This is a genomic window from Acidithiobacillus concretivorus, assembly GCF_018853445.1.
GTDB classification, from domain to species: domain Bacteria; phylum Pseudomonadota; class Gammaproteobacteria; order Acidithiobacillales; family Acidithiobacillaceae; genus Acidithiobacillus; species Acidithiobacillus concretivorus.
This window is the reverse complement of record NZ_JABELD010000013.1, coordinates 1-21,118: the sequence shown is the minus strand read 5'-3', so window position 1 is coordinate 21,118 and position 21,118 is coordinate 1. Positions and strand designations below refer to the sequence as shown.

The window sequence follows — 21,118 nt, the reverse complement described above, 5'->3', positions numbered from 1 at the left end:
CTCGTTGCCAGAAGATAACCCGCCACATGAGCCGGTGTCAGACGCTCAAAAGCGCTGGGGGCGGGTGCAGCTGCGGGCGCAGAAGGAACCACCTGAGCAGGTACTGAAAGAGTGGGCGCTGTGGGCGTCGAAACCGCGCCATTGGCTGCTGCCTTGTAAACTTCACCCACCACCTGATCAGCAAGCCGTTTGGCAGCGGCTGCCGGAAAATAAATATTGACGGTGACGCAAGCCGAAAGCCCCATCAACATGCCCAGCACCAGCAGTGCCTGCCAGGTTCGGTTTTTCAGCAAAGCTTGCTTCATCATTCTGTCTATTCTCCTGTGTGCATCTGCGGGCCGGTTTCCATGGCCGTTTTCAGTCTTGCCAGCAATTCATCCCAACTCACCCGGCGATTGTACCCCACTATATCCACCCTGGGCAGTCCTTGTCCTTGCAAAATGACAAAGCCACCATTTTCGGGATGGACGCCGGAAAGCTCCGCCACGCCATTAGACAAATCAACCCCCATCCCCAGATGACGGTAACTGAACGTATTGAACATTCGCAAAAACATGCCCTGGAAGAAGCCGCTGATCCCGTCCCCCCCGCCCAGCTTGGTAATACTCTGAACTGCCTGGTAACTGATTTTTTGGGGAACCCCAGGGGTCTTCACGGTTTCAAAATGACCCTGAAAAGCTTCGGGAGACCAGTTCAACAAGTACAGATTGCGGAGATTTCCATCCAACACCCCGCTAATGTACCCAAAATGAAAAGCGTCCGTGAGCGGCTTCAATTGCAAGCCCTGAACGGACACGTTAGCCCGCAGTAACGGCATCACGCCCAGGAAATTCTGCACCTGGAGGTCTCGTACCCGCAGCTTGCCGCCAAAAATACCGGCACTTAATTCTCCACTGGTCTGTATTGTCCCGGCGTGATAAGTCAATCGCGGAATGGAAGCCTCAATCGTGCCGGTAAAGGGCGGCCAGTGCATAATCTGCGTCAGGGATTTCATGCTCATCCCCTGCAAGTTACCCTGCATTGAAAAACCGGAATGGGGTCCCGTCCAATGACCGGAAAGCGCCTGAAAATGCAGCACCCCACCCAAAAGGTGGAGATCCACCGGCTGTTGCAAGGCAAATCCTCCAGGATGCAATAACACTCGCACGGCCAGCGGACCCAAAGGAATATGGTATAAGGTGGCACTTTGCCAGTTAAAAACCGCCTGTTCCACGGGTACATTGGCACCCCAGGCCCCATGACTGACGACGCCAGCCAGGCTCATTTGTTGGGTAGAAAAATCACCGTGCTGCAAATCCCAATGCACAGAACGCAAAGCCGGGTTTCCCGCCACCGAAAAATGCAAATGGCCCGCCAGCAAAGCCTGTGCTGCAAAACTGCTGGCTGGCAATAACGGTTTAATCCAGGTCGTAAAAAGGGGTGCCAGAGCGACATCCACATCCTGCAAATGCCAGTCCAGCTTACTCCCCTGAACGGATTCACTGACGGTAAATTTTGCGGTTCCCAGATTCGGCCACTGTATCTGACCCCGCTCCAGATGCCAGTTTTTTGCCGACTGACGCCAGCGACTCTGCATGACGACCGGTCGCGCCGGAGCCGCCCAGTACCAGGGACTCCATAAAATGCCACCCTCGTCCCAACGCAGCTGAACGTGTCCCTGCCAGTGTCCTTGCAGATGCCCATCACCCGACAATTGTGCGGCGACATTCTGGGCTGCCTGCAATCCATCGGGACTACTGAACTGCCCTTTGCGCAGTTGCGCCCAAAAATGGACCGCAGAAATTTGTGACCAGCTAGTACCAGAAGAATGCATCTGCCAACCGAGTTCTCCGCCACTTTGCCAGTGGGCCGGGAGCAGATGCAGGGCGGAAACCCAATCGGTTAAAGCGACTTCTCCCTGGGTCTGTAATTGCCAGCGGCCTGAAGCCGCACTGCGCGCGAGCAGGGTCAGCTTGCCCAATTTTGCCCCCTCCAGCAGAAAGTGCAGGCTGCCCAGCCCCCCGGAACGCCGCACCTGAAAACGTCCAGTACCTTGCAGCGCTCCCCAGGGACTTCCCGAAATCGCCAGGTGCAAGGCTGAACACGACCAACCCTGCCGGGTCTGCAGGACGCAGTTACCCTGTATGGCTTGCCAGGGACGCTGTTTGCCAATCTGCAAGGTTCCGGCCAGAAATTGCAGACTGGCATTTTTCTGCGTATGCGTCCGCAGCACGACCTTCAGGTGCTGCGCTTGCCAGGCAGCGCCCTGAACCCGTGCCGCCGAGATTTCCAGCGTCTGCGCCCATGCCGGACCGGACAGCACAAATCCTGCACAAAAAAATATGAGCCAATACCTAAGTCTGGACCCAGTGGTCATTGGCGAGCGCAAGGACTTTGAATCCTGCATAAGCACTCAGGCCGGAAACACGCCTGTACTCAGGTAGCGATCACCACGATCGCAGATAATCGCCACCAAGACTCCAGACTCCAGGGTTTCGGCAATACGCAGTGCGGCGGTCACCGCGCCGCCAGAAGATATTCCAGCCAGTACACCTTCATCGCGCGCCAGACGCCGGGTCATGTCCTCGGCCTCCTCCTGGGTCACGTCTTCTATCTGACTGACCATTTCCCGATGGTAGATTTTGGGCAAATAGGCTTCCGGCCAACGGCGAATACCAGGTATTTTGGCCCCTTCAGCAGGTTGTACGCCGACAATCTGAATATCGGGAGAGACCGTCCGCAAGTAGCGGGAGGTCCCCATGATCGTCCCGGTGGTACCCATGGAAGATACAAAATGGGTGATGCTGCCGCGTGTATCCCGCCAGATTTCCGGACCTGTACTGAGATAATGGGCTTCCGGATTGTCGGGATTGGAAAACTGGTCCAGCATGAAGCCTTCTCCATCGGCCACCATTTGCCGGGCCAAATCAATAGAACCTTCAATACTGCGTTCTGCTGGCGTCAAAATAACCTCAGCACCATAAGCCCGCATCACCTGACGCCGCTCTATGCTCATGTTTTCCGGCATAATCAGGGTCATCGGGATCTTCCGCACCGAAGCCGCCATGGCCAGGGCAATGCCGGTATTGCCGCTGGTGGGTTCAATCAATCGGGTGGAAGTCGTGATGGTGCCGCGCTCCAGAGCCCGCCGGATCATGTTCATGGCCGGGCGGTCCTTGACGGAACCTGCCGGATTATTCCCCTCCAGCTTGCCAAAAATATGAACACCCGCTCTGGGTGCCAAACTCCTGAATTCGCAAAGCGGGGTATTCCCCACCCAATCTTCCAATCCGCCCATATGCTTCTCCTCGCCTGAACATGACACCATCATAGACCCAAGCCCTAAACCGGGGCTATCCTGAACCCCCTTTAAGTCGGGATTGGAATCCTTGGAATGGAAAACGAGCACACCGAAAGTCACGAGAAAAACACGGGTTGGCTGCGTGCCGGCGTATTGGGGGCTAACGATGGTCTCCTTTCTACTGCAGGTCTGCTCAGTGGAGTCATAGCGGGTCAGGCTAATCATGATCAGATTCTGCTGGCCGGAGTTGCCGCCCTATTATCTGGTGCGCTGTCCATGGCGGCCGGTGAATATGTTTCCGTCAGCTCGCAGCGTGACAGCCAGAAAGCGCAACTGCGGCAGGAAGCCCATGAAATAAAGAAAAATCCTGAACTGGAACAACTCGAACTTTGTCGAATTTATATGGATCGGGGCCTGGATGAAGCTCTGGCACGGCAAGTCTCTTTTCAATTGATGCAGCGTGACCCTCTTGAAGCGCATGCACGGGAAGAACTGGGCCTGACGGAAGTTGCTGAAGCACGCCCTGTTCAAGCGGCATTAGCCTCCGCTATTTCGTTTGTGAGCGGCGCGGTACCGCCGGTTCTGATCGGCGCATTTGTCCCGCACGCCTATGCATTACCCATGCTCTTTATAAGCACTTTGATTCTTTTAGCCATACTGGGGGTCATTTCTGCCAAACTGGGTGGATCAAACCCTTTGAAGGGTGCCTTGAGAATCCTGTTTTGGGGCACGGTCGCCCTCGCCTTTACGGCACTGATCGGTCACCTTCTCGGTCAGGCCATCGGATAGGACCATTATTCGGAGGTATTCAGCATGCTGGAAGAAAACGCACTGCCAAGATGGCATATTTATCCAGACCAGGAACAAATCAGTACTCATCTTGCGGCGGCCATCACCCGTATGGCGGCTGAGGCCATCGCCCTGCGCGGTGCTTTTCATCTGGTGGTGGCGGGAGGCAATACGCCGCGTGCCACTTATGCCCGGCTGCCATCCATGGGCCGCGACTGGCAACACTGGCATATATATCATGGTGATGAGCGCTGTCTGCCGCCCGAAGATCCCGAACGTAACAGCCTGATGCTTGCACAAACCTGGTTGTCCCAGGTACCCATTCCAAGCGCCCAGATTCATACCATACCCGCCGAAGCGGGAGCCAGTGAAGCGGCCCGCCGTTATGCAGCGATTCTGCCCGCACAACGCTTTGATTTGGTGCTTTTGGGTTTGGGGGAAGATGGACATACGGCCAGTTTGTTTCCCGGACATGACTGGGGACAGGAAAAAGGTAGCTCTCCCACCCTCAGTATTCTGGATGCTGCCAAGCCCCCCCCGCAGAGAGTCAGCCTCAGCGCCTGGAGACTGCGTCACACGCACGCCCTGTTTTTTTTGGCCTGCGGCTCAGGAAAGCAGGACGCCATTGCTGCCTGGTTACGCGGCGAAAACATTCCCGCAGCAGTGGTGGGGCGTGGCGCGGATGTTTGGCTGGACATGGCTGCATGGCCGGAAAGACTGCAGGGGTAGTTTACTCTATGCGAACCTCACGGCTCAACGCTTCAATAGCCAGCTGATTAAGGCTTTTGCCAACTGCCTGTGCCTTGATTAAGGCTGCGGCATGAAGCTCTGGCGGAACCCTGAGCAAAAGCTTACCGCTAGCCGGTTTTTCAGGTAATTTACTAATTTTTTCACACGCCTCAAGGTAATCATCCACGGCATCTTCAAATGCCGTGTGCAAATCGGCAACATTCTCGGCGTGAAAGCCAATAATGTCTTGTATGCCAAGCAACCTGCCAACCAGGCTATTGTCGCGGTCATCGAAATCAATGCGGGCGGTGTAGCCCTTGTAAGTCATTGTATTCATGGTGTAACTCCGATAGCAGTTAAAAAGTCGCGTGCTTGTTCAACTTGATACGGTTTAGCTTCCTTGGTGGGATGCGGGCGATGAAAAGCGGTAATTCTGCCATTAAATTCAAAACGAACACGAGAACCACGCCCTTCGATAACCCGACAACCCAACGAGATGAATAGAGTTTCGATACGCACCCATTCGAGAGAAGCTGTAGTCGGTTTGGCAAATATAGCTTGCAACGTTTTGGTGTGCTTGGCATTCATGTGGTACATGCTATCAAAAAAAGATATCAATAAAAACAAATTTGGCAGCACCCTGCTACCGGATTGCTAAATTTATATAAGGAGTATTTTTCAGACTGCCGAACGTGTGGCTACGGAGTGCGCCGCTTTTGGTGCGCCATAACAAAAATTCAAAAATCATCTGCTGCGACTTGAAACCTCAGAAATAAAATCATTACGAATCAACAAAATACCTAACATATAGCCAAACAGCACCGCTTTAGCGATATCCAGCGAACGGAAGGAGCGAGGTTGAGCGCCAGAGGTGTTGGGTCGGGGTTGCCGAAACGAGAAGAGCTAACTGGCATGCCAAGAGACCCAATCTGGCTGAGCACCCTCGTTAACATAGAAGTATGCCAATATTCTGTAGCACTGCTCGACTTTGATGCACCAAGCGAGCTGATACTCATCACGATCAAGCGCAATACGAAATTCCTCGATAGACGCAATCGATTCAGGTTGATCATTGAACGTAACAGCGATCATGTGAAAGCTCTAACTTAAAATTGAGTGACGCGCCGCTTTCAAACGCAATGTTAGGAGTGGTCAATTTGATTGCCCCGCCTTGTCACGCTCCGCAAAGACCTCTTTGGCCGCATGGGTGCCATTCAGTGCGGCCGGGAACCCTGCATACACGGCCATTTGAATTATGACTTCAATGATTTCTTGTCTTGTGCAACCGACATTGAGCGCACCATGAATGTGAACCTTTAGTTGTGGCTGCGCGTTCCCCAAAGCGGTTAATGCAGCAACGGTTGCAATTTCACGCTCTTTTAGTGAAAGAACACCGCGTGAATACACGTCGCCAAATGGAAACTCAATGGTGTAGCGGGCGAGGTCGGGGGAAGTGTCTTTGAGTGACTCAATTACTCGCTCTCCAGCATGACCATCAATTTCCTTGAGCTTCTCCCAGCCACGGGCATAACGATTTGATTCCACAGTAAACTCCTGCTTAGGTGTGATGTTATTCTAGAAAGGAGGCGCAGTGGCGCATCCCACAAGGGACAGTTAAGAATATTCCACCGAGAAAGTTATTCATGGAGACTCCCAACGTTCAAGCTCCGCCGACCGGCTACAGCGCATTGTTGGGTATGGCTATGCAGGTTCGTGGCATACAGCCTCGATATTGTGGCCGTCTGGGTCGAGAACGAATGCTCCATAATAATTCGGGTGATAGTGGGGACGCAAACCCGGCGCGCCATTGTCACGGCCACCCGCTGCAATGGCGGCTTTGTAAAATGCATCAACCAGCGAGCGTGAATTGACACGGAACGCAACATGAATTGGTGAAATGTTAGATGTGCCTTTGCTTACCCAGAAATCAGGTTTGGGTGGCTCACCAAAACCAGCCACATCGGTGTGTCTGGTTACTGAAGCAGGGAATTCGGCAAGCAGTTGATAGCCTATAGCGGATAGCGCCCCTGAGTAAAAGGTTTTGCTAATCTCGAAATTACTGGCGAAGATACCCGTATGGTCGATCATATGTGTCTCCAAATACCTAACGCTAACGTCGAGATACAGCCCAAATATAGGCGCGGAGTTGTTCTGCTTGTGGAAACAAGCAACAAGCCCGTCGCTCAATCTGCAGCCGTTTTCTGAGACTGCTTAACCATAGATAGCGCCGTCCCCACCAGAGCGCCAATATTGCCGAGATCGGAAGGAATCACCAGGCTGGTACTGCTCTTGGCCAAATACCCCCACTTTTCGATGTAGTCCTTGGCGAGTTGCATTTGCAGGGCTTCGTAGCCTCCGGGTTCACCAGCCGCCGAACCAATAACCCGGATGGCTTCGGCGGTAGCCTCAGCAACCAGTTGAATGGCCTTGGCTTCGCCTTCAGCACGCAATACTTCCGCCTGTTTGCGGCCATCTGCCACATTGATGTCCTGTTGCCGCTGACCTTCAGAAGTGTTGATTTGCTGCTGTCTTTGGCCTTCGGATTTGGCAATCAGGGCGCGTTTTTCTCGCTCTGCGGTAATCTGCAGCTCCATGGCGCGGATGATTTCCTGGGGTGGGGTGATGTCCCGTATTTCGTAGCGGAGCACCTTAACGCCCCAGTTCAGCGCCGCTTCATCTACAGAAGCCGCCACCGCCGTATTGAGCAGCTGCCGGGATGACAGAGCTGCATCGAGATGCAACTTGCCGATTTCTGAACGCATGGTGGTTTGTGCCAACTGGATGACGGCAGTAAAGGGGTTGCTCGAACCATAAGCCGCCTTGACGGAATCCGTAATCTGCAAATACAGAATCCCGTCTACCGTCATGGTGGTGTTATCAAAGGAAATACAGGCCTGCGCTGGAACTTCCATGGGTACTTCGCGCATATCAAAGCGAAATGCGACACGGTCCAGAAAAGGAATAATAAAATTCAGACCCGGTTCCAGAACTGCGTGATATTTACCGAGTCTTTCAACGACCCAGGCGCGTTGCTGAGGAACTACCCGAATGGTGGTGCGTAAAATCAGAAAAGCCGCGACAATAACAATCAGGATGATGATGAGGGAGGACATAAAGACTCCTTGTCGGAGGGTTGCCGGGGTAGCACCCCTAAATGTAGCAGGTTATCGGTCTTGCCCACGATCACGGCGCGATCACCGGCACAGGGGGCCGGGCCATCATCTACCACCGCCATCCATTCGCTGCCCCGGTAACGCACCGTATAATGCTCATTCTGGTCAGGGCCACGAATCACATCCACGCCCTGACCCAAATCAAAATCCGTCAGTCCCTGGGCTTTTCCGGAGAGCCGGTGGCGCAGCCACATTCCGGCAGGCAACAACACCAGACAGAAGCCCAGAAACACCCAGTGCAAAACCGCGCCAGGCAGCACCAATCCGGTAATAGCGGTAAACAAGGCGGCTAAGGCCACCGCCGCCAGATAAAAAGTGCCGGTGAACAATTCGGATATTCCCGCTACGAAAGCGATAATGACATAAATATAAAGCATGCTAATCACCCACGCCGGGAGTCATTCTCCTCAGTCCATTTGCAAAAACAGTGCTGCCAGGGGCGGCAGAGTCAACTCCAGTGAACAGGGTAATCCCATCCAGCTCCGCGCTTCGGCAAACAGCGGAAGGTTACCCACATTACTGCCTTGGTATGCCGCTGCATCACTATTGAAAATTTCCCGGTAACACCCAGGCTCCGGGACTCCGATACGATAATTTTTGCGCAATACCGGGGTAAAATTGAACACTGCCAGAATAAAAGCACCGTTGCGATCGCGGCGCAGAAAACTGAGTATAGACTGATCTGCGTCATGACAATCCACCCAGGCAAAACCCTCCGGGGCAAAATCCAGGTCATAAAAAGCTGGCAAGTCGCGGTACAGGTGCCCAAGATCCCGGCTTAGCCACTGTATTCCCTGATGCCAGGGTGTTTGCAGCAAATCCCAGTCCAGGGCCTTTCCACAATTCCACTCCGTTCCTTGAGCAAATTCATTGCCCATGAAATTCAGTTTTTTACCCGGATGAGCACACTGATAACTGAGCAGCAGACGTAAATTGGCAAAGCGCTGCCAGGTATCGCCGGGCATTTTATCCAGCAAAGAGTATTTTCCATGCACCACCTCGTCATGAGAGAGGGGCAGTACAAAATTTTCTGCGTACGCATATAGCTGACTGAAAGTCAGATCATTCTGATGAAAACGCCGATAAACCGGATCCTGCTGCATGTAGGACAGGGTGTCATTCATCCAGCCCATATTCCATTTCATGGAAAAACCCAGCCCGCCCACATAAGTGGGACGGGAGACCATGGGCCAGGAGGTCGACTCTTCGGCAATAGTCAAAATACCCGGATAGCGCTCATTGAGCACCACATTCATTTCCCGCAGAAAATCAATGGCTTCAAGATTCTCCCTGCCACCATACTGGTTGGGAATCCATTCCCCTTCGTTCCGGGAGTAATCCCGGTAGAGCAGGGAGGCCACCGCATCTACCCGCAGGCCATCAATATGAAAACTGTCCGCCCAATAGCAGGCATTAGCCAACAGAAAATTGCGGACTTCGTTGCGGCCAAAATTGAAAATATACGTCCCCCAGTCACGGTGTTCACCTTCACGGGGATCTGCATATTCATACAAAGCGGTGCCATCAAAACGGGCCAGTCCCCAGTCATCCTTGGGGAAATGCCCCGGCACCCAATCCAGCAGCACGCCAATACCGGCCTGATGAAAAGCATCTACAAAGGCCCGGAAACCATCCGGGTTCCCGAAGCGGCTGGTCGGTGCATAGTAACCGCTGACCTGATAACCCCAGGATTCATCCAGAGGATGCTCCATCACCGGCATCAGTTCGATATGGGTGTAACCCATGTCCTGCACATAGCGCAGCAGACGTTCGGTAAGCTCGCCATAGCCCAGAAAATCCCCTTTCTCGTCGCGCTGCCAGGATCCTAAATGCACTTCGTAAATATTCATCGGGGCATGCTGCCAATCGGCCTGCGTCCGCGCCGTCATCCAGTCCTGATCCTTCCAGACATGCTGACTGTCCACTACCCGGGCCGCAGTACTTGGACGTCTTTCAAAAGCATTGGCATAAGGATCGGTTTTCACAAAAACTGCACCAGAATCCCGGTGACGGAGCTCAAACTTGTAGATTTCACCCAATTCCAGTCCGGGAATGAACAATTCCCAGAGGCCACTCATTCCCCGGACCCGCATTGGGTGATAACGGCCATCCCAGTGATTAAAATCGCCAACCACACTGACCCGCTCCGCATTAGGTGCCCAGACGGCAAACAACACGCCTTCGACACCTTCATGATAACGACGATGGGCGCCCAGATGTCGATAGGCTTCATATAATCGGCCTTCACTGAACAAATAAACTTCCAGATCGCCCAGTACCGGACTGAACACGTAGGGATCATAAGCTTCGTGCGTGCCCAGGGAATCCTGCCAGCGGTAACAATAGGGGGTGGGCAGGATTTCTCCGGTATGGATAAAAATCCCGTCGGGATGCTGCATGGTCATCCCCTCCCATCCCTGAGGGGTTTGCAGTTCTACCTGAGCGGCCCCAGGCAGAAAAACGCGCTGTATAGCACGATTGTCGGTACCGATCCGGTGCTGCCCCAACCAGGCGAAGGGATCGTGATGACGGGCCTCGCGAATGGCTATTTCATCATGATGCAACTCTTCGCCATGATTTTTTTTTGGTAATTTCGTCACCACAATCTCCTTTTCATCATTGTGATTGAGGAGCCACTCCCACTAAGAGCATAACACATCGCCGGAAAAGACCATTGTTCCCTTTGAGTGCTTGCCGACATCCTCCAAGTTCAGTACCTTTAAAGCGAAAGCACGGGGGAATCCTGTCTATACTCCAGGTCAGGTGTAATACCAGTGCCCGACAAGGAGAAAAGCATGTCCGAAGAAAACCAGAGTGGCCCCAGCAATTCCCCGCGCTTTGTCAGTAACCTTACCAAAAACACTCTCGCCCTGGTCCTGGCTGGCGGTCGTGGTAGTCGCCTCGGACCATTGACCGACTGGCGCGCCAAGCCCGCCGTGCCTTTCGGGGGCAAATTCCGCATTATTGATTTTTGTTTATCCAACTGCATGAACTCCGGCATTCGCCGCATTGGCGTGCTGACCCAGTACAAAGCGCACAGCTTGATTCGTCACATTCAGCTGGGCTGGGGATTTCTGAGGGGCGAGTTCAGCGAGTTTATTGAAATCCTCCCTGCCCAACAGCGCATGAATACTGGCTGGTACAAAGGAACCGCAGATGCGATTTTTCAGAATATTGATATTTTGCGTGCCCACCGGCCGCGTTATGTCATTGTTCTTGCTGGTGACCATATTTACAAAATGGACTATGGTCAGATGCTCGCCGAGCATGTGCAAAGCCAGGCAGATATGAGCGTCGCCTGCATTGAGGTTCCTCTGGAAGAAGCCAAAGGTTTTGGCGTCATGACCGTCAATCACGAAGATCGGGTGACCGGTTTTACCGAAAAACCCAGCGACCCCACACCCACCCCCAACAACCCCGATCGTGCGCTCGCAAGCATGGGTATTTATGTTTTCAACACGGATTTTCTGTATGAGCAGCTCATCCGCGATGCGGACAGTCGCGATTCCAGCCACGATTTTGGCAACGATCTCATCCCTTACATGGTGTCACGTTATCGGGTCATGGCTCACCGCTTCCGTAACAGTTGCATTTCCAGCAATGAAGGCAAGGCCAGTCGTTGCTACTGGCGAGATGTAGGTACGGTGGACGCCTACTGGTCTGCCAACATCGATCTGGTACATGTGACTCCCGATCTGGATTTATATGACAGCCGCTGGCCCATCTGGACGTATCAGGAACAACTTCCGCCTGCCAAATTTGTCTTTGACGACGAAGGAAGGCGCGGCATGGCCCTGGACAGCATTGTCTCGGGAGGCTGCATCATCAGTGGCGCAACAGTCCGGCGTTCCCTGCTGTTTTCCAATGTCCGGGTCAATGATGGCCACACCCTCATCGAAGATTCTGTCATATTACCCAACGTGCGCATGGGTGAAGGCGCTCGCTTGCGTAAAGTCGTCGTCGACAAGGGCACTATCATCCCTAATGGTCTGGTGGTGGGCGAAGATCCTGCCGAAGATGCCCGCCGCTTTTATCGGACGCCCAATGGCGTCACCCTGATTACTCCGGAGTTACTAGGCCAGCAACTACATTTTGTGAGGTGACCTTATGCCCCCCGCACGTGCACTTCATGTCATTTTCTGCTGGCATATGCACCAGCCCGATTATCGCAATGCGGATGGACAGTACGCATTGCCCTGGACGTACCTGCATGCCTGCAAGGATTATGCAGACATGATCGCGCATTATGAGGAAAACCCTCTGGCTCGGGGCGTATTCAACTGTGTGCCCATTCTCGTCGAGCAGATTGAAGATTACACCAGTCAGTTTGAAAGTGGGCATTTTCGCGATCCTCTCCTCATCGCCCTGGCCAGCACTGATCTAAAAACCCTGAACAATGAGCAACGTCATCACCTCATGGAGCAGTGCTTTCGTCTGGATCCGGAGCACATGCTGAATCCCTTTGCCGGATACCGCCGACTCCATGAAATATATACCATCATGCACAGTGATCCGGCTGAACTTTCTGACTATTTGTCCATTCAGTTTCTGGCCGATCTGCTGGTCTGGTATCACCTGGCCTGGACCGGCGAAACGGTGCGGCGCGGCAGCCCCCTCATTCAGAAGTTGATGGACAAGGGACACGGTTTTACGCTCGCAGACCGGCAGGATTTACTGCACTTTCTCGGTGAACTGATCGGTGGACTGATCCCTCGTTACCGCGCCCTGGCAGAAGCCGGACGTATCGAAATATCCACCACGCCTTACTACCATCCCATTGCCCCCCTGATGCTGGACTTTGCCGCCGCCCGGGAAGCCGTCCCCGATGCGCCATTGCCTGAATCCCCTGAGTACCCCGGTGGTGTCGAGCGTGCGCGCTGGCACATTGAACGCGCCCAGGCTTACCATCCGCAACATTTCGGCATTGCCGCCCAGGGCATGTGGCCAGCAGAAGGTGGCGTTTCCGCAGCCTTTGTCAAAATGCTGGGTGAAGCGCAAGTGACCTGGACTGCTTCAGGAGAAGGCGTACTCACGCATAGCCTGCTGCGCAGCGATGACGACTCTGCACCACGCGGTCGGGCCGAATATTTATACAAAGCTTATCGCCTCGAAAATCAGGGACCGGCACTGTTTTTTCGGGATGATGCGCTCTCTGACACCATCGGTTTTGACTATAAAACCTGGTTTGGTCACGATGCAGTCATCGATTTCGTGCATAAACTCGAAGCCATCTGGCGCCAGACGGAAGGTCAGGATCATCCCGTCGTCAGCATCATTCTGGATGGAGAAAATGCCTGGGAATACTACCCCTATAATGGCTACTATTTTCTTTCCGAGCTCTACCGAGCCCTTTCTAATCACCCCCATATCAAAATGTGCACCTTCAGCGACTATGTTCAGGACCATCCGGAAGCCATCAAAAGCATTCCGGATCTTGCCGCCGGCAGTTGGGTCTATGGCAATTTCAGCACCTGGATTGGCGATGGAGCCAAAAACCGGGCTTGGGATATGCTCTGCACCGCCAAGCAGGATGTTGACCAGCATTTTGCCGGACTCACCCCCGAACTACAGGAAGAAATCACTGAACAATTAGGTCGCTGCGAAGGCTCGGACTGGTTCTGGTGGTTCGGAGATTACAATCCTTCTGATTCGGTCAGGGATTTTGATCACCTGTTCAGAATGAACCTGCGCAAGCTGTATAACCTGATGCAAATTTCTCCTCCAGAAACTCTCAACGAACCCATCAGTCATGGCGGGGGACCCGCCGAATCTGGTGGTACCATGCGCCGCACCCATATGGAAGGATAAGCAATGACCCACAGCACCCCCCTCCTCCTGGGCGTCCACGCCCATCAGCCGGTTGGCAATTTTCCGCAGGTAATTGATGACGCCGTACTGCGCTGTTATCACCCCTTTCTCGAAGCCATGCATCGCTTTCCTGAATTTCCCTTTGCCATTCATATCAGTGGCTGGTTACTCCAATACATGGTGCAACACCATCCCAGCACCACAAAACTGCTGCAGGAAATGGTCACCCGCCAGCAGGCGGAACTGGTGGGCGCCGGTGACACCGAACCGGTGCTGGCGGCTATTCCTCATGCGGATCGCATCACCCAACTGGAAGCCATGGCCGACCGACTGGATAAAAATTTCGGGCAACGCCCGGTGGGTGCCTGGCTGACCGAGCGTGTTTGGGATCCCAGCGTGGTTCCCGCCCTGCAAGAAGCAGGCATTCAATATGTGATGGTGGATGATTATCACTTTCTCTGCGCGGGGGCCTCTACCGACCAACTCGGCAGCTTTCATCGCACCGAAGAAAATGGTCAGGCTATAGATGTTTTTCCCATTTCCGAAGCCTTGCGTTATCGCCTGCCCTTCTCGGAGGCCGCAGCCGCAGTGACTTATATCGAAGAAATATCTGCGCATAATCCGGGTAGCGCCGGGATTTATTTTGATGACATCGAAAAGTTTGGGGTTTGGCCGGAGACTTATAGTTGGGTTTATGAAAAAGGCTGGCTTGAACAGTTTCTAAAGGGCGTCCTGAATTCTCCACATATTCAACCCATGCGTTTCAAGGATTATCTGCACCAGCATCGACCCCAGGGCATCATTTATCTGCCCACGGTGTCTTACAGTGAAATGAACGAATGGACACTAGCACCGGATGCGGCTCGCAACTACGCAGCGTTTCTGGAACAGGAAAAGGCTGCGGGTCGCCTGGACCTCCGCAAGCCGCTTATCCGTGGGGGAATATGGAAAAACTTTCTGACCCGTTATCCCGAATCCAACTGGATGCAAAAGCGTATGCTGCAATTATCCCAGCGCTTTCACGCTCTGCCCAAGCGCCAGCAAAGCAAGCAAATGCGTGCGGATTTGCATGAAACCCAGGCCAATGATGCCTATTGGCACGGGCTGTTTGGCGGCATTTATCTGCCGCACCTGCGCCGGGCGGTGTATCATGCCATGGTCAGTCTGGAGGCGCAGCTCGATAAAATCCAGGCACGTCCAGGTTGGCAGTCCATTGACGTGGATATGGATGGTCATGAAGAACTGTATTATCACAATGACGATCAACAGTTGATCATTCGCCCGACCCCCTCTGCTGCCGTGGCCGAATGGGATTGTTACAAACTGCATCACAATCTTGGGGATACACTGGCACGGCGCGACGAGGCCTACTACGACAAAATCCGTCACGGGGCAGTGGATCATGCGGCTCCCACTGAAGGTATTGCTTCCGCCCATGACCGCATCAGCTTCAAAACAGAAATTACAGCAGAAGATCTCGTTGCCGACACCACTCCCTGTCACAGTTTTCAGGAGTGGCTGGATAATGTCGCAGTCACGTATCCGGAAAGCAGCATCGTTCAGGATGCTCCTCATTTTGCGGGCGGTGTCGCTGACAGATGGGCGGTCAGTAAAGCCTACAGCCTCAACAATAAAGGACTGATGGTGCATTTTCGGATAGAATCACCAGCATCCCAACAAAATACGGAGTCTCATCATTTTCATAGTCGGCTATTTCTGGCTATGCCCAGTTGTGATGGGCCGGCGGGACAGTTTTTTGCGGATGGGCAATCCCAGGGTGGCTTCGGACTTCCCATCCAGGGTGACAAAACCCGACAAATTGTGCTGGAAGATGCCGTGATGGGCGGTAAAATCATCCTCCATTGCAATCCGCCGGTGCGCTGGGAGGCTGCGCCCCATATGACCGTTTCCCAATCCGAAGCGGGCTTTGAAAAAATCATGCAGGCCCTGCAACTGGATTTTTACTGGGACCTGACGGCTGGCAAGTCGCAACATATTGAAATACTAACGGAGATCATTGCCTATGACTGAGAAACTGACCATAGGTATTGATGTCGGTGGCACCAATTTACGTTTTGGGGTTTTCCGGGGCAATGATTGTCTGGACAGTATTCGCCATGAAGTAGATCTGCACGCTAAATGCGCTGCGGCAGCGGATTCTGAAAACGCTGCCCAATTGTTTACGGATTTGCTCGAAGCAGGCATTGCCCAGCTCCGCCATCAATATCCGGAAATTGTTCGGGTCGGGGTGGCTGTGCCCGGTTTTGTGAATGCCAAAGGGGTGTTACTGCAATCGCCCAACATTCCGCAACTCATCAACTTTGATTTGCAAAGTGCCGTTCAGAATGCCTGCCAAATACCCGTACTCATCGAAAATGATGCCAATGCTGCTGGATATGGCGAATTCTGGGAAGAAAAACAGGAAAATCCCGAATTGCGCGATCTTTTATACGTCGGCCTGGGCACGGGTGTCGGTGGTGGGTGGGTCCATGACGACCGCCCCTGGCGCGGTGAACATGGAACCGCCATGGAAATAGGGCACCTCATTGTGGTCCCTGGCGGAAGACGCTGCGGCTGTGGTAATCAGGGGTGTCTGGAACAATATGCCTCAGCACGCGGAATCCAATCCAGTTACGTGGAACTGACCGGCACAGCACCAGAAACCGCCGTTATTGCCCAGATGGCCTGTGATGGACGCCCCGAAGCCAGTCAAACCTTCCAGATGGCCGGTGATTATCTGGGACAAGCCCTGGCCAGTATTTTGAAGGTTGCCGATGTCCGGGTCATTCGGGTGGGTGGCGGGGTCAGTGCGGCCTGGGATTGTTTTGCGCCAGCCTTATTACATCGTTTGGACGCTGACTTGATTCCCGCGCTGCGCGGCGAGGTGGAAGTCAAACGCGGTAATCATGATGATCTCGCCGGAATGCGCGGGGTCGCCCTGCTGGCCGATCAGGAACTCAGCCAGTAACTGATGCGTATTGGTGTATTTGATTCCGGACTGGGTGGTCTCAGCACCCTGCTCTCCTGCCTGCGTTATTTGCCGAATGCCCATTTTTTGTTTTATGGCGATAGCGCTCATAGTCCTTATGGCGACAAAACTGCCGGCGAAGTACAACAATGGACTGAAGATGCTTATGCCTGGTTTGTCCGGCAAGGCGTAGATGCTGTGGTACTGGCCTGCAACACAGCTACCAGCGCGGCCGCCATACCGCTGCGGGAATATGCGGACGTACCCATCATCGGTATTGAACCTGCCATCAAAAAAGCGCTGATGCTTTATCCCGAAGGCCGCATTCTCCTGCTCGCTACAACCATGACCGTCACCGGTGAAAAACTGCGTAATCTTTTGACGCAATTACCCAATGCTGCACAACGCGTGCAGCCTCTCGCTTGCCCGGGTCTGGCAGAACGTATTGAATCCCAGAGCAATAACTGGCAAAAGCAAGTCCAGGAGTATCTGCACGACCAGGTTCTGCCTTTTTACTCGACAGACATCCAAGTCATTGTGCTGGGCTGCACCCATTACTGCTGGATTAGCAACTGGGTGTCAGAGCTAACCGGACGGAATATTCCCACCTTGGATGGAAATGATGGCGTGGCGCGGCAATTATGTCGCAGGCTCGACATACCAAACATCCCGGACACGCCACCGGATTTACCCGTTGAAGCATCCATTGATTTTTATTTTACCGCCGCCACCGCTGAAAAGACGCAAACTGCCCGTCGCCTGCTGCGTGCTCACGGGGTCAAAACCTAGTCCATCTGGACCCCATGATCCGTCAACTTCACGCCATATTTTTTGGCCTGAGCTTCGCCCTGGGCGTAAGCCAGATTAGCCAGATCTTCGGCATGCTTGGCCTTGACCACGGCTTCATCATATTTGCCGGCTTTATCTGCAGCTTCGGCTTCCTTATAAACTTTCGGGGTGGAAAGCCACAAATAATGCACGGCTGAAGTTTTTGCCATGGCCGTCTTGGCCGCCGCCAGCGCATGCTGCGCGTCGGTAGCGGTAACCGTCGCCGCCGTCGCAAAACCCGCCATCATCAGGGTGCCTGCTGCCATCACACTCATCAATACACGCTTCATAAATGCACCTCCCTCCACAAGCCTTATTCAGAATGAAAGAACCGAACGGACATGACTCCGCAGCGCAGTCCAGCAAAAATTGTTCCTTCCAGGTAAGCATCTGAAAAAATGGATCCTTCAGCATCAATCCAGCACTCTGCTCATGTTGAAATGGCCAATTCGGGCCAGAATACCCAATACCCATGCGGGCCATACCGGACCATTTGATTCCATCGGCAGCGTCTCTAAATGAGTAGAGGCACAGCCAGCGCCAGGGCATGAATCAAAACACCCACCAGACCGCCGACCAGGGTTCCGTTCACCCGAATATATTGCAGATCGGTCCCTACCCCTTCTTCCAGCAAACGGATCATGTCTTTTTCGGGCCAGTCCTGAATGGTTTTTTCAATATGCTGTGCCAAACCATCGCGCATGGCCGGGGCTAAACGGCGGGCACTTTTTTCCAGGTAATCATTAATGGCCTCCCGCAAGATTGCCTGTTCCGCCAAAAATGTCCCTAACTGCCCGGCCAACATCTGAATCTGGCCCTGCAAACGGGAATCAGGGCTGCCCAGATCCTTGTCCAGCCAGGCTCGCAGGTCGCGCAACAAACCATCTGCATACTCCTGCACAGCCGGATGGGAAATCAGACCATTTTGCCAACGCCGGATACGTTCCTGAAATCGGGCGTCTGTCCGCAGCCGCACAATCGCATCAGCCATCCAGCGATCAAAAGCCAGACGGCGTGGATGCTCGGGATCGTCCTCAATTTCCTGCAACAGTTGATGCGCGGCCTTTACCAGATTTCGCGCGAGATTATCACTCAGGGTGGCCGGGTCCATGAGCGCACTCATCCAGGAGAACAAAGTGGGATAGGCGCGTTTCAGAATGGCCGCTATTTGCCCGGCCAGCAGCCCCTGCGTTTCTTCCCCATCCAGCCACTCGCGCAGGCGCTGAATACCATCTTCCAGTAGGGCCTGATGACGGTGGTCTTCCGTGAGTAATGCCAGAATATTTCCCATCCAGCGCGCCCCATCCACGCGCTGCAGCTGACGACCCAGCGCGGTTCTCAGGGCAATGCGCAATTCCTGGTCGTCACTCAGCGCCAGGGCTTTTTGCAGCAAAGAGGTTAATTGCCGGGCCAGCAAATGACTGCTTTCCGGCTGTATCAGCCACTGCGCCAGCCAGGTGGCGGGATCGGCGCGGCGCAAAAGGCGGACAATGGCTTCGCTTTCCAGAAAATGATCACGAATGAACGTGGCCAGACGCTTCGCCAGACGCGCTTTGTTTCTCGGCAAAATGGCCGTATGGGGAATGGGCAACCCAAGCGGATGACGAAACAGGGCTACCACCGCAAACCAGTCCGCCAGCCCACCCACCATGGCGGCCTCGGAAAATGCCCCGGTCCAGGCCCAGAGGCCCAAAAATCCCTGACTGGCCGAAAACAAGAACAGCAGCAACGCCAGCAACAGGAAAACCAAAGCCCAGCGGCGCATCACCTGCAATTTTTGCAGGCGTTCTCCTGGCCGAGGATTCAGAAGTGCTTTGGGGGGTTCATTATTATCGGCAATCATGTGAGCGAGTTTAGCACGGAGACTTGCACTCTGTAGAAATCGCCATTTAAGATGCAAACATAATTATTGGCAGGGAGTATGGGTTATGCGTCTTATTCTGGCGATTTTTTTACCTTTTATGGTGTTTTTCACCATTGGCCGACCGATCGCAGGCATCATCTGCCTGCTTCTGCAAATCACCGTATTGGGCTGGATACCGGCGGCTATCTGGGCAGTTTACGCCCTGAGCCAGTACAAGACCGATCAGAAAATCCAGAAAGCGCTGGGACGTTAACGGCCCTTATTAAGCCGATATCGGTTAACCAAGATAAGACTTCCTGCTCAAGTTGGCATTCGGTCAGCGTTTGTCTTCCTTAATGACGCGGATCAATGCCAGATTGACGTAGTAGTTGCTTCGTCCTGCCTTGACCTTTTCGACAAAACCCGCTTCGGCCAGATCGTCGAGGTATTTTGTTGCGGTCAGGCGTGAAACCTGAAGATCGCGCTCCAAAAAGGCAATCTTGGTGTAAGGATGCTGGAACAGACTATTGATCAAGTCTTGGCTGTAGAAGCGAAACTGATTCCGGATTCGCTGCTTGTAGTCCATCTGGGCGAGGCTGATCGCTTGAATCATTTTGATGGCCTGCTCTGCGGTCTGTTCCACAGCATCCAGCATGTACATAACCCATTCTTCCCAGGCTTCATCATCCCGAACGGCCTGAAGCAGGCGATAGTACTCCCCTTTGTTCCGAACGATGTAGTTGCTGAGATAAAGCAACGGGATGTCCAGCAACTCAGCCTTGACCAGATAAAGCACGTTGATGATGCGCCCGGTTCGACCGTTGCCATCGTAAAACGGGTGGATACTCTCGAACTGATGATGAATCAGAGCCATCTTGATCAACGGGTCAACGTTGAACAGGGCATCGTCATTGATAAATCGCTCTAGGTCGCCCATCAGGCGGATGATCTCGTTATTGTCCTGCGGTGGAGTGTAGACCACCCGGCCTGTATCGGTCTGAAGATCAGTGCCCGGTAACTGGCGAAAGCCTGCGTCGTTCTGTTCCAGTGCTTCCTGAATTTTCAGAATTTGCCGGTTTGTAATCAACCTGGTTTTGCGCACCTCCTCAAAGCCCGTGCGAAGCGCTTGCCGATAACGCAAAACTTCCTTGGTAGCCGGGTCTGAATACACGCGCTCTAAAGCTTCGCCCTTGAACAATGCATCGTGCGTCGTGACGATGTTTTCGATCTCGGAACTGTCTTTGGCTTCCTGCAAACCCAGAGTATTAATCAGGATGCCCTGGTTCGGGATGGTCCGTGCCATACTCTTGAGCTCCGCAAGCTTACGGCTGCTTTTTACTAGCTTCTTCAGAATAGGAGCGGTTTCGAACCGTACCGGATCGAGCTGATGCAGCGGCCCAAGTGTCATGGTTGCTCCCGAATAGATGAATGGCGAAACATGCAAAGAAAAACAACTCTACCTATACATATCGCGATAAATATGCATATGAAAACCCATTCTTATATACACGTCAAGCATAGTCGGAATAAGATCTGCCTACCGGGTTGGCATTGTGTAGCCCGCTTGGCACACATAAAAAATCCCAGAAAGTACAAGGCGTTCTGGGATTGTTTTTACAAATTATATTTGGTGGTTTTTAAAAAGGTTCCGGGTCAGAACGGAATATCGTCATCAAAATCTTCCATCGGCGGGGGGGGGG

At 53.4% G+C, this 21,118-nt stretch carries 20 protein-coding genes and 1 pseudogene; 8 read left to right on the top strand and 13 right to left on the bottom strand.

What is annotated here, in order from left to right; all coding sequences use genetic code 11:
• From HJG40_RS01690 to cysM, 3 genes and pseudogenes are all read right to left on the bottom strand, one after another.
• Window positions 1-308, bottom strand: a pseudogene (locus HJG40_RS01690) (DUF1318 domain-containing protein); the annotation flags it as partial.
• Between the two features lie 5 nt (window positions 309-313).
• A complete protein-coding gene (locus tag HJG40_RS01685; RefSeq protein WP_368355861.1) occupies window positions 314-2,302 on the bottom strand; it encodes a hypothetical protein in 1,989 nt (662 codons plus the stop codon).
• A gap of 90 nt (window positions 2,303-2,392) precedes the next feature.
• Window positions 2,393-3,277: a cysteine synthase CysM gene (cysM, locus tag HJG40_RS01680; RefSeq protein WP_215862599.1), complete on the bottom strand. Its 885-nt coding sequence runs from the start codon at window positions 3,275-3,277 to the stop codon at window positions 2,393-2,395.
• A 96-nt stretch (window positions 3,278-3,373) separates the two neighbouring features.
• Between cysM and HJG40_RS01675 the strand changes: the two genes are divergently transcribed.
• On the top strand, window positions 3,374-4,069 hold the full coding sequence (locus HJG40_RS01675; protein WP_215862598.1) for a VIT1/CCC1 transporter family protein: 696 nt from the start codon (window positions 3,374-3,376) through the stop codon (window positions 4,067-4,069).
• A gap of 24 nt (window positions 4,070-4,093) precedes the next feature.
• On the top strand, window positions 4,094-4,798 hold the full coding sequence (gene pgl / locus HJG40_RS01670; protein WP_215862597.1) for a 6-phosphogluconolactonase: 705 nt from the start codon (window positions 4,094-4,096) through the stop codon (window positions 4,796-4,798).
• 1 nt (window position 4,799) lies between these two features.
• On the opposite strand, the gene HJG40_RS01665 is transcribed toward pgl, so the two are convergent.
• From HJG40_RS01665 to glgB, 7 genes are all read right to left on the bottom strand, one after another.
• Window positions 4,800-5,135: a type II toxin-antitoxin system HicB family antitoxin gene (locus HJG40_RS01665; protein ID WP_215862596.1), complete on the bottom strand. Its 336-nt coding sequence runs from the start codon at window positions 5,133-5,135 to the stop codon at window positions 4,800-4,802.
• The gene (locus HJG40_RS01660; protein WP_215862595.1) at window positions 5,132-5,386 is read right to left on the bottom strand and encodes a type II toxin-antitoxin system HicA family toxin; all 255 of its coding nucleotides are present in this window, start codon (window positions 5,384-5,386) and stop codon (window positions 5,132-5,134) included. The genes HJG40_RS01665 and HJG40_RS01660 overlap by 4 nt, the downstream gene beginning before the upstream one ends.
• Window positions 5,387-5,950: 564 nt before the next feature.
• Window positions 5,951-6,343, bottom strand: a complete 393-nt coding sequence (locus HJG40_RS01655) for a carboxymuconolactone decarboxylase family protein (protein ID WP_215862594.1) — start codon at window positions 6,341-6,343, stop codon at window positions 5,951-5,953.
• A gap of 156 nt (window positions 6,344-6,499) precedes the next feature.
• A complete protein-coding gene (locus HJG40_RS01650; protein ID WP_215862593.1) occupies window positions 6,500-6,886 on the bottom strand; it encodes a VOC family protein in 387 nt (128 codons plus the stop codon).
• A gap of 95 nt (window positions 6,887-6,981) precedes the next feature.
• Complete coding sequence (locus tag HJG40_RS01645; RefSeq protein WP_215862592.1) at window positions 6,982-7,911, bottom strand: SPFH domain-containing protein; 930 nt, start codon at window positions 7,909-7,911, stop codon at window positions 6,982-6,984.
• A complete protein-coding gene (locus HJG40_RS01640) occupies window positions 7,887-8,348 on the bottom strand; it encodes an NfeD family protein (protein WP_215862591.1) in 462 nt (153 codons plus the stop codon). The genes HJG40_RS01645 and HJG40_RS01640 overlap by 25 nt, the downstream gene beginning before the upstream one ends.
• 30 nt (window positions 8,349-8,378) lie before the next feature.
• The gene (gene glgB, locus HJG40_RS01635) at window positions 8,379-10,571 is read right to left on the bottom strand and encodes a 1,4-alpha-glucan branching protein GlgB (RefSeq protein WP_215862590.1); all 2,193 of its coding nucleotides are present in this window, start codon (window positions 10,569-10,571) and stop codon (window positions 8,379-8,381) included.
• Between the two features lie 195 nt (window positions 10,572-10,766).
• On the opposite strand from glgB, the gene glgC reads away from it, so the two are divergent.
• From glgC to murI, 5 genes are read left to right on the top strand one after another with little or no spacing between them, the layout of a single operon-like run.
• A complete protein-coding gene (glgC, locus tag HJG40_RS01630) occupies window positions 10,767-12,074 on the top strand; it encodes a glucose-1-phosphate adenylyltransferase (protein ID WP_215862589.1) in 1,308 nt (435 codons plus the stop codon).
• A gap of 4 nt (window positions 12,075-12,078) precedes the next feature.
• Entirely contained in the window at window positions 12,079-13,779 is a 1,701-nt protein-coding gene (locus tag HJG40_RS01625) for a glycoside hydrolase family 57 protein (RefSeq protein WP_215862588.1), read from the top strand.
• A 3-nt stretch (window positions 13,780-13,782) separates the two neighbouring features.
• Window positions 13,783-15,810, top strand: coding sequence for an alpha-amylase/4-alpha-glucanotransferase domain-containing protein (locus HJG40_RS01620; RefSeq protein WP_215862587.1), 2,028 nt, complete (start codon window positions 13,783-13,785; stop codon window positions 15,808-15,810).
• Window positions 15,803-16,747: an ROK family protein gene (locus HJG40_RS01615; RefSeq protein WP_215862586.1), complete on the top strand. Its 945-nt coding sequence runs from the start codon at window positions 15,803-15,805 to the stop codon at window positions 16,745-16,747. Before HJG40_RS01620 ends, HJG40_RS01615 begins: the two co-directional genes overlap by 8 nt.
• Before the next feature lie 3 nt (window positions 16,748-16,750).
• Window positions 16,751-17,536, top strand: a complete 786-nt coding sequence (gene murI / locus HJG40_RS01610; RefSeq protein WP_215862585.1) for a glutamate racemase — start codon at window positions 16,751-16,753, stop codon at window positions 17,534-17,536.
• Here the strand turns inward: murI and HJG40_RS01605 are convergent.
• Complete coding sequence (locus HJG40_RS01605) at window positions 17,533-17,865, bottom strand: hypothetical protein (RefSeq protein WP_215862584.1); 333 nt, start codon at window positions 17,863-17,865, stop codon at window positions 17,533-17,535. The two genes, murI and HJG40_RS01605, sit on opposite strands and share 4 nt — an antisense overlap.
• Before the next feature lie 224 nt (window positions 17,866-18,089).
• The gene (locus HJG40_RS01600) at window positions 18,090-19,418 is read right to left on the bottom strand and encodes a DUF445 domain-containing protein (protein ID WP_215862583.1); all 1,329 of its coding nucleotides are present in this window, start codon (window positions 19,416-19,418) and stop codon (window positions 18,090-18,092) included.
• A gap of 85 nt (window positions 19,419-19,503) precedes the next feature.
• On the opposite strand from HJG40_RS01600, the gene HJG40_RS01595 reads away from it, so the two are divergent.
• Complete coding sequence (locus tag HJG40_RS01595) at window positions 19,504-19,692, top strand: YqaE/Pmp3 family membrane protein (protein WP_215862582.1); 189 nt, start codon at window positions 19,504-19,506, stop codon at window positions 19,690-19,692.
• A gap of 63 nt (window positions 19,693-19,755) precedes the next feature.
• Here the strand turns inward: HJG40_RS01595 and HJG40_RS01590 are convergent, their stop codons facing one another.
• Window positions 19,756-20,862, bottom strand: a complete 1,107-nt coding sequence (locus HJG40_RS01590) for a Fic family protein (RefSeq protein ID WP_215862581.1) — start codon at window positions 20,860-20,862, stop codon at window positions 19,756-19,758.
• Window positions 20,863-21,118 lie beyond the last annotated feature (256 nt).